Raw genomic sequence first — 9,691 nt, 5'->3', positions numbered from 1 at the left:
ATGCCTAACATGACCGAAACGCTGGACCTTATTTCAAGTTTGTTTCTTCCGATTGCCGGGAAAAACCTACTCCTGCCTAACGTGTCAATTGCTGAAGTAATTGACTACCAGATCCCAAACAAACAAGAGCAGGCAGCAGACTGGTATCTGGGCAGCGTGAGCTGGCGCGGACAACAGTTGCCCGTCATGTCCTATGAGTTAGCCAATCAGGACGCAACGAAAGATCGAGGCGAAAACCCCCGCATAATCGTTATCAACACCATTGGCCCCCATAATAGTCAGTTACCCTTCTTCGCGATTGTTACGCAAAACATTCCCCGCTTGGTCAAAGTTGATGAAAACAGCATTACTGAAGATGTCGATGAACCTCAAGGACCGATCGAGAAAATGCGGGTCACAATTCACGGCGAAACCGCCAGCATCCCGAACCTTGAACTCATGGAATCAATGCTCTTTCAAGAACTGCAGCAGCACCAAAGTTATTAAGTCGGCTGAATACTTGCGGGACGGACACAATTCACGGATGATGGGCGTTTTACAGGGAACTCTTCGCCGGCCATCAGACACCCCATGAACAATCAGCTACTCGAACTGAATAACATCTCACTCAAATTTGAAGACAATCAGATCCTGAAAAATATTGCATTCAATATTCATGCAAAAGAGATCGTTACGTTGATTGGACCCAACGGAGCAGGTAAAACCAGCCTGGTCAAAATCATTCTCGGTCTCCTGTCACCGACATCGGGCTCACTGATACCCAGCCGCTCGCTTACCATCGGCTATATGCCCCAGAAAATCCAGATTGACCAGACGCTGCCGCTCAACGTCAAACGCTTCTTACGCCTTGCACCCGGTCGAAAACTGACTATCCAGTCGGTAATGGCACTCACTGGCATTGAACGGATCGCCAATACCCCCATTCAATCAATCAGTGGTGGAGAACTGCAACGGGTTCTGCTTGCCCGAGCCATTCTACGTAAACCAGACCTTCTCGTTCTGGATGAACCCGCACAGGGCGTAGATATTTCCGGACAAAATGAACTGTATAATTTGATTCGCGATATTCGAGAACAGTTCGGCTGTGCCATTTTTATGGTCTCACACGATTTACATCTGGTTATGGCGGCCACGGATAAAGTAATCTGTCTGAATCAACATATTTGCTGTTCCGGACATCCGGAACAGGTCTCCAACGACCCGGCATATCTTGATTTGTTCGGTCCTGCCACAGCACCCGGGTTTGCGGTTTATCACCATCACCATGATCATGAGCACAATGTCCATGGTGATGTCGTTCCCGGAACACACGCACACGCTTGCGAAGACCCTCACGCCCACACTCATTGCAAACCCTAACGCCGATCAGGACACTGCGCTATGGATATCGTTATTACCGCGTTACTCACCGGCATCGGGCTGGCATTGGTTGCTGGCCCATTGGGCTGTTTTATCGTCTGGCGACGCATGTCTTATTTTGGTGACACCCTGGCTCACTCTGCCTTGCTTGGCGTGACGCTGGGTTTACTGTTGCAAGTTAACCTGACCCTGGCCATCTGCGCTTCCTGTGTGGTGATTTCATCCGGACTGGTATTGTTGATGAAGCAGAGCCACCTCGCGGCCGATACCTTGCTGGGCATATTAGCCCATAGCAGCCTGGCACTGGGTCTGATTGCACTCAGTTTTATGGATCATATTCGATTCGACCTGAATGCCCTGCTCTTTGGCGATATACTGGCCGTGACACCCACGGACATCTATTTGACCTGGGCGGGTGGGCTCGGAGTTTTAGGACTGCTTTACTATCTTTGGCCAAAGCTTTTGATGACAACTGTACACGAAGCGCTAGCCCGGGTTGAAGGCATTCCCGTTGGCCTCATCAAGTTTATTCTGATGACACTTATTTCTTTTGTTATTGCCATTGCAATGAAAATCGTGGGCGTTCTGCTCATCACCTCCATGCTCATTATTCCGGCCGCAACGGCCCGTAAATTAGCGAATACCCCGGAAACCATGGCGATTATTGCCAGTGCCTTGGGCATCCTCGCCGTCACATTGGGGCTCTCGTTATCCTATTACGTTGACACGCCGGCCGGGCCTTCAATTGTAACCAGTTCATTTTTTCTCTTTCTATTGATCTACGTCGTTAAAAAATAGCAAACAAACCTGCACAATAGGACTCTGGGCCTGTGCGCCCTGCAGTGGATCGAACCAGTACCAGTCGAGAAAACCACTCGGTTCAAATTGACTTGGCTCAAATTCTGGTTAATTGCTATTTCTGGATGTATTAATTGACTGACCGCCGTCGCAAATCTTTAAAAAACAGTCTCTATATTGAGACGCCTATTCGCGAAACTAAACGACATCACATCGACACACAACAACACATCGATAATCAATCGATCGATAGTCAAAAGATCGAAAAACAACAGAGGACTCAGAAAATGGATGAGCGGAGTATTGGTGCAGAGACGAAAGCGATTGATAGATTAATCCATGCCTTTATTGGCTATGGAACGGGCGGAAACTCTCCGGCGGCAATTGTGCAGGCCTATTTTGACTGGGCTTCCCATCTGGTTATGGTACCGGGTAAACAAATGGAACTGCAGAAAAACCTGTTCCGAAATCTATCTCGTTTTGCCGTGTACTCCGGGCGGGTGATGCGTAATGAAAATCCCGAACCACCCATGACCCCGCTGCCTCAGGACTACCGTTTTAAAAATGAAGCCTGGCAACGTTTCCCTTTCAATCTTTTGCATCAAAGCTTTCTGATGCAGGAGCAGTGGTGGCACTACGCAACCACCGGCGTGCCTGGAGTTGCCAAGCGGAATGAAGAAATGGTGTCATTTGGCGCTCGTCAGATACTGGATATGTTTTCACCTTCAAACTTCCCGCTGACCAATCCAGAGGTTTTAGCCAAAACCATGAAAACCGGGGGGCGAAACTTTATCGATGGCTTCAAGAACTGGTCTCAGGATTTGCAACGTCAGATAAACAAAGAGCCACCTGCGGGCAGCGAGAAATACCAAGTGGGTAAAAATCTGGCCGTTACACCGGGCAAGGTCATTTTCAGGAACCATTTGATTGAGTTAATCCAGTACACACCGACCACCGAAAAAGTACAAAAAGAGCCCTTGCTCATTGTCCCGGCCTGGATAATGAAATACTACATCCTGGATTTGTCCGAACAGAATTCCATGGTGAAATATCTGGTGGATCAAGGCCATACCGTATTCATGATTTCCTGGTTGAATCCAACCAGCCAGGACCGCAACCTGTCAATGGATGACTATCGCAAACACGGCGTCATGGCAGCAATTGATGCCGTTTCACATATTGTTCCCGATACCCCGATTCATACTGCCGGTTATTGTCTCGGCGGTACCATTCTGAGCATCGCCGCCGCCACGATGGCACGGGACAACGATAATCGTATTGCTTCGGTCACACTGTTTGCAGCGCAAACCGATTTCACAGAAGCCGGCGAGCTGATGCTCTTTATCAATGAAAGTCAGCTGACCTTCCTCGAAGATCTGATGTGGGAGCAAGGTTATCTGGATTCGGAGCAAATGGCGGGCGCGTTTATGATGTTGCGCTCCAAAGACTTGCTGTACTCTCGCATTGTCCATGAGTACATGATGGGTGAACGTAATGGCATGAATGACCTGATGTCCTGGAATGCTGATACAACCCGAATGCCCTATCGCATGCATTCACAATATCTCCGATCACTCTTTCTCAACAATGATTTAGCTGAAGGCCGATTCGAAGTGGGGGCAAACCCAATATTTTTAAGGGACATCAGGGTGCCTATTTTCGCCGTGGGAGCCAGTAAAGACCATGTCGCGCCCTGGCAATCGGTATTCAAAATCCGGCGTCTGACCAGTGCGCCGGAGGTCACCTTTTTATTGACCAGTGGTGGCCACAATGCCGGCATTATCAGTGAACCCGGCCATGCCCGTCGCAGCTATATGGTCAATACCCGAAAACGGGGCGATAAGTACGTCGGACCGGATGCCTGGCTGGAAGTGGCCGAGAAACATGAAGGTTCATGGTGGCCACATTGGCATGAATGGCTGCGAAACCATTCCTCAGGGGAAACCACTGCCCCCGCAATGGGTAACGTTGAAGCCGGTTATCACGAAATATGTGATGCCCCGGGTACGTACATACTGCAAAAATAAGCGAGTACTAACTGGCATACTCAATGGGTATCAGCCCCGTGAGTATGCCGCCTGAGCACGGCCGGCTTTATGCCGGTTGCCCGCTTCAATCGCCTCCATCTGTTTCAACAGCTGTACCAGAAGTGATTTTTCCGATTCTTGATTGGCTTCTTGAATCGCATCACCATAAGCCCTTTGCTGCGCTCTGATTTGATTCATGCGATCAGTGATGTCTACGCTGAATACATTTTGCTCCGTTGTGCTGGTTTCATCCGGCTCCGATTCTTCTGCAGGTCCCCGGGCCAGCACTTCCATCATGCCAAATTGCCCCATACCCAGCATCACTGTATCCGGGTTCGAGACTAATTCCTGCTCCGCGGATTGCTTGACCAGATCCAGCTCCTGAACCGAGGCAACACGTCCGTCCTCCATTAAAAACATGCCCGAGCGTTTAACCTGACCCACCAGCATCCCATGGCTGTTGGTCAAATCCACTTCACCGTCTGCAGACCCCAAATAAATAGCCCCCACCCCCAGAGACTTTAAATCCTGCAATTGTTGTTCGCCATTGGCATCAACGGTCATGATTGAAAGCTGTGAAAAAATCGGATCATTCTCATCAATCCACTGATTACCATCCTGGTCATGGTATGCCAATTCCGAAAAGCCATTTCCGGTCTGGGTACCAAATAGCTCACGACCATCATTGGCTACACCATCCCCGTTTCGATCAAACACCAAAAAGCCACTACCGCTAGCCAACCGGGCAATGGAATCCTGACTGCCATCTGCATCCAGATCAAACGAGAATGTGGTATTTTCAAGCTGGGCACTGGCTCGACCGAAATTGATCACCAAGGGGTCAGTCATTTGCCGTTTCTCAATCTGGACAGATTGGCTGTAAGACCACTCTTGTTGATGGGTCAACGCAAGGTGTAAGGCAAAATCAATTTGCCGTCCGTCTTCGGTTGTAATGGTGCCGGTAAAAGATGATGATGCATGCTGTTCATGACGATGATAGACCGTTTCATTCATCGTCAAACTGGCTTCTCCAGACACCTCAGGCCCACCGCCCCCCACACCATTAACGGCAAAAACAGCCAACTGTCCCTCAAAAACCTGGTTCAGCGCCTGCTCAATTACGAGTTGCTGGTTATGTTGGGTCACTTTTGTCGCAGCATCGTCGCCCCCTGCTCCAGTGACCCGACTCTGCGCCTGATACGTCAAAGAGTCGCGCTGTTCAATGTCCAGACTGACTTGCTGTGCCAGCACCAGAGCTTCACCGGCCTTTAAATCGTCTCCGCCAGTGCGATCCCGGCTAACCTCGGCCGTAGTGTTTTGACGAACCAGTGTTTGCTGTTCTGCGCGCGTCATCGCACTCTGATTTATCCATGAGTTTGAAATTTTCACAATCGACCCCCTAATTAACCAGCCCGCCATTCACATACGTAAAGCTCTACATAATCGTTATCGGCCCGAGTCGGGATTTATCGAATGTTAAATAACGTCAATTTTCAGAAAAAATCACATTCCTGGCACAGATTTTCCAAAAAAGATTCACATGGATCACCATTTACAGTAACCTCCACGCTTTAGACTTTCGTCCAATATTTGTTCAATGCCGGATCTCGCTCGTACCAGGGACACGTGTACGAGATAAAAGAAAAAAGAAACCCTGGATTCTGCAAACCATTTACTACACAACCAAAAACAGAACAATGAAAACGGTTGCTTTCGGAAACACGATCACACATCAATCTGAAATAGCGTATCAGTTATGTTTCAGCAGAGTTGTTCCATGACAGCCTAGTGCATTGTTTTTAATATTTTTTTGACCGTAGTTTCTATTTTTTAAAGTGGTTTTCAGAATCAGAGTTTCAAAAAATTTAGACACTTGCCAAGGGAAAACAACATGAAACCTCTAAGTCCAGCTGATCAGCTGTTTCTGTGGCTCGAAAAGCGACAACAACCCATGCACGTTGGTGGCTTACAACTGTTCTCTTTTCCAGAGGGAGCAGGCCCCAAGTATATTGCTGAATTAGTCGAATCGTTACGCGCCTATACGCAACCACAGGGCCCTTTCAGCCGTAAGCTGGTTTATCGATTCGGACAATACTACTGGGAAGACGACTGCCAATTCGATCTGGAGCATCACTTTCGACACGAAGCACTCCCCAAACCCGGCCGAATTCGGGAATTATTTGCTCACATCTCTGCAGAACACAGTAATTTGATGGACCGGGAGCGTCCACTGTGGGAATACCACTTGATCGAAGGCGTCAGAGGCAAGCGATTTGCGCTCTACACCAAAGCCCACCATTCGATGATTGATGGGGTCGGGGCAATGCGCATGTGTATGCGCTCATTGGCAGAAAATCCGGATGTTCGCGACTTACCCCCGGTTTGGGCGATGACGCCAAAAGCCAAGAAAGCAACGCACAAAGAGGATGACTGGCTCAGCAGCCTCGCACACCTGTCATCCGGTGCCAGCAAACAGATTTCCACCATCCCCACACTGGCGCGGGAAGTGGTAAAATCAATCCGCCGCAATCGCAAAGACACCAATCAAGTCTCGCCCTATCAGGCCCCCCAGTGTCTTTTGAATCAAAAAATCACAGGCTCCCGCCGATTTGCCGCGCAATCCTATTCCATGGACCGCATTAAAGCCATCGGAAAAGTATTTGGCGCAACCTTAAACGATGTGGTGCTCACCATTTGTGGTGGCGCATTGCGTGAATACCTGATCAGTCAACGCGCACTGCCGAATGATCCCTTGATCGCAATGGTTCCCATGTCTCTGCGCCGCGATGACAGTGAAAGCGGCAATCAGATTGCGATGATCCTGGCAAATTTGGGTACCCACATTGCCGATCCAGCCAACCGTCTCGAACTTGTCAAAGAATCGGTAATCGATGCGAAAAAAACCTATTCCCAGTTCACACCGGAGGAAGCGGTCAATTACACCGCGTTGACCATGGCCCCTGCCGGTTTGAATCTGTTGACCGGTCTCGCGCCGAAATGGCAGGCATTCAATGTGATCATTTCCAATGTACCCGGTCCCCAGAAGCCCCTGTACTTTAATGGGGCACGCATGGAAGGGATGTATCCTGTATCCATACCACTTGATCGTGTCGCCTTGAACATCACATTGTTGAGTTATGTGGATCAGCTTGAGTTTGGCCTCACCGCATGTCGCAGGACACTGCCGTCAATGCAGCGCATGCTCGATTACATCGAAGAAAGCATTCTCTCTCTCGAAACCGCTGCCGGGCTTCGCTAACGGCACACGGTCCCCCCCGGCTCTATTGGAGCCGGGACACTCATTTCCCGGACCATTTCCCGGACAGTCTGTTAGAAATCTACAGCGCTTGTGGTGCTGGTAAAATTCCGATTCTTCCGTTACCGTTATTACAAACGCGACGGTTAAGCGCGCGAATAACAAATGGATAAAATACCGCTATGAGCACGGAACCCACCCAGGCACCACCCCATCAATCGCAATTCAAGTTACTACGCTCCCGGTTTTTCGGCCCGTTCTTCTGGACCCAGTTTTTTGGCGCATTTAATGACAATGTATTCAAAAACGTTCTACTGGCATTGATCACTTTCAATGCCCTGTACGCAACCGGATTGAGTACCGACTTGATGAACAACATGGGTGCAGTGCTGTTTATACTCCCGTTCTTTATCTTTTCCGCCCTTGCGGGGCAAATTGCCGATAAATACGAAAAATCTGCACTCATCCGAAAGATAAAACTGTTCGAAATCGGAATCATGTCCCTGGCAGCGATCGGTTTCTTCACCAACTCGGTGTGGGCGTTACTCGGAGTGCTTTTTCTCATGGGCACCCAGTCCGCATTTTTCGGGCCAGTCAAATACAGTATTATTCCCCAACACCTGCACAAAGATGAATTGGTCGGTGGTAACGCAATGGTGGAAATGGGCACATTTGTCGCCATACTGCTCGGGACACTGGGAGCCGGTCTGTTAAGCAAATCTGACCATGCCGCCATTCTGTCAGGCATCACCGTAGTCATTCTGGCTTGCGCCGGATGGTTTGCTTCGCGGAATATACCCAATGCCCCAGCCCCCAGCCCGGAATTGAAAATACGCTTTAACCCGTATACCGAAACACTGAAGACCATTCAAATCAGTCGCCAGAATCATGGGGTGTTTCTCGCCGTCATGGCCATCTCCTGGTTCTGGTTTTTGGGCGCAAGTTATCTGACACAGTTATACAGCTACACCAAAACGGTATTATTGGGAGACCAGACCGTCGTCACCGTCATGTTGGCCGTTTTCTCAATCGGCATTGCATTAGGCTCATTACTGTGTGAACGCCTTTCCGGGCGCAAGGTCGAGCTCGGCCTGGTGCCATTGGGCTCGATTGGACTCTCACTGTTCAGTTTCGATCTCTATGTGCACTCACTGTCTTATGTGCCTCCGGCTTTGAGTAACGCTGCGCTGACTACTTCGCCATTGCTGCAACAAACGGGCGATTTGCTTCAAGGGGTCGGCGCGTTCCTCGAACAAGCCAACAGTTATCGCGTGCTGTTTGATTTTCTCATGATCGGTGTTTTCGGGGGCTTTTACATCGTCCCCCTGTATGCGATGGTTCAGGATCGCTCAGAGGAAAAGCAACGTTCACAGATTATTGCCTCCATCAATATTCTCAATGCGCTGTTCATGGTGGGTGCGGGTATATCCGCGGTTATTTTTCTCTCGTTACTGAAACTCAGCATTCCGGAATATTTTATGATTCTGGCCATCATGAATGCGGTCGTTGCCGTGTACATTTACAGAACGATTCCGGAATTTTTCATGCGTTTTCTGGTTTGGGTCATTACCCATACCATGTACAGGGTTAAACACCGCGGCCTGGAGCACATCCCGGATGAAGGGCCTTGTGTACTGGTCTGCAACCATGTTTCGTATATGGATGCATTGATTCTTGCGGGTGCTTGCCGACGACCTATTCGTTTTGTGATGTTCAAGCCTATTTACGATTTACCGGTACTCAACTTTATTTTCCGCACAGGAAAAACCATCCCGATCCATTCACAAAAGAAAGATCCAGAGACTTACAACCGGGCTTTCGAGCGCATTTCAGAAGAGCTTCAGGACGGGGAAGTCGTCTGTATTTTCCCTGAGGGCAAGTTAACTACGACGGGAGAAATCGATACGTTTCGAAAAGGTATTGAACAAATCATCGCCAAAGATCCTGTCCCCGTCGTACCGATGGCTTTACAAGGGCTATGGGGTTCATTTTTCAGTCACCGGGGCGGTGCTGCGCTGGTGAAATGGCCAAAACGGTTCTGGTCGAAAGTAACCATCATCGCTGATGCCCCGTGGGCTCCGGAATCCGTGAGCGCGAGCGCATTGGAAGCCAAAGTAAAAGCATTGCACGGAACTCCGGATGTTAAATAACTCAATTCCGGGCGGATCAATCAAGCAATCTGTATCCAACGGTTGGCATGATCAGTTGGATACAATACTTGGCTACCGCTGTGCGCAACGCGCAAGAAGGC

At 49.3% G+C, this 9,691-nt stretch carries 7 protein-coding genes; 6 read left to right on the top strand and 1 reads right to left on the bottom strand.

Annotated features, from left to right (window positions below; genetic code table 11):
* From OLMES_RS01495 to OLMES_RS01480, 4 genes are all read left to right on the top strand, one after another.
* Positions 1–486, top strand: a complete 486-nt coding sequence (locus tag OLMES_RS01495) for a chemotaxis protein CheW (RefSeq protein ID WP_232465243.1) — start codon at positions 1–3, stop codon at positions 484–486.
* A gap of 84 nt (positions 487–570) precedes the next feature.
* Positions 571–1,359, top strand: a complete 789-nt coding sequence (znuC, locus tag OLMES_RS01490; RefSeq protein WP_087459621.1) for a zinc ABC transporter ATP-binding protein ZnuC — start codon at positions 571–573, stop codon at positions 1,357–1,359.
* A 21-nt stretch (positions 1,360–1,380) separates the two neighbouring features.
* A complete protein-coding gene (locus OLMES_RS01485; protein ID WP_087459620.1) occupies positions 1,381–2,157 on the top strand; it encodes a metal ABC transporter permease in 777 nt (258 codons plus the stop codon).
* Positions 2,158–2,291: 134 nt separating this feature from the next.
* Positions 2,292–4,184, top strand: coding sequence for a PHA/PHB synthase family protein (locus tag OLMES_RS01480; protein ID WP_232465242.1), 1,893 nt, complete (start codon positions 2,292–2,294; stop codon positions 4,182–4,184).
* Positions 4,185–4,214: 30 nt separating this feature from the next.
* Here the strand turns inward: OLMES_RS01480 and OLMES_RS01475 are convergent, their stop codons facing one another.
* Positions 4,215–5,573: a hypothetical protein gene (locus OLMES_RS01475; RefSeq protein WP_157678100.1), complete on the bottom strand. Its 1,359-nt coding sequence runs from the start codon at positions 5,571–5,573 to the stop codon at positions 4,215–4,217.
* Between the two features lie 502 nt (positions 5,574–6,075).
* On the opposite strand from OLMES_RS01475, the gene OLMES_RS01470 reads away from it, so the two are divergent.
* Together OLMES_RS01470 and OLMES_RS01465 are read left to right on the top strand one after the other, a co-directional pair.
* Positions 6,076–7,443: a WS/DGAT/MGAT family O-acyltransferase gene (locus OLMES_RS01470; RefSeq protein WP_087459618.1), complete on the top strand. Its 1,368-nt coding sequence runs from the start codon at positions 6,076–6,078 to the stop codon at positions 7,441–7,443.
* A 179-nt stretch (positions 7,444–7,622) separates the two neighbouring features.
* Entirely contained in the window at positions 7,623–9,590 is a 1,968-nt protein-coding gene (locus OLMES_RS01465) for an MFS transporter (protein WP_087459617.1), read from the top strand.
* Positions 9,591–9,691: the final 101 nt, after the last annotated feature.

It is taken from the genome of Oleiphilus messinensis, assembly GCF_002162375.1.
GTDB classification, from domain to species: domain Bacteria; phylum Pseudomonadota; class Gammaproteobacteria; order Pseudomonadales; family Oleiphilaceae; genus Oleiphilus; species Oleiphilus messinensis.
The sequence above is the reverse complement of the archived record's forward strand: the minus strand, read 5'-3'. Positions and strand labels throughout refer to the sequence as shown.

Bases quoted from the DNA above. Each gene is read 5' to 3' on its own strand.
- znuC (WP_087459621.1), top strand. From the start codon at position 571: ATGAACAATCAGCTACTCGAACTGAATAACATCTCACTCAAATTTGAA.
- OLMES_RS01495 (WP_232465243.1), top strand. From the start codon at position 1: ATGCCTAACATGACCGAAACGCTGGACCTTATTTCAAGTTTGTTTCTT.
- OLMES_RS01465 (WP_087459617.1), top strand. From the start codon at position 7,623: ATGAGCACGGAACCCACCCAGGCACCACCCCATCAATCGCAATTCAAG.
- OLMES_RS01485 (WP_087459620.1), top strand. From the start codon at position 1,381: ATGGATATCGTTATTACCGCGTTACTCACCGGCATCGGGCTGGCATTG.
- OLMES_RS01470 (WP_087459618.1), top strand. From the start codon at position 6,076: ATGAAACCTCTAAGTCCAGCTGATCAGCTGTTTCTGTGGCTCGAAAAG.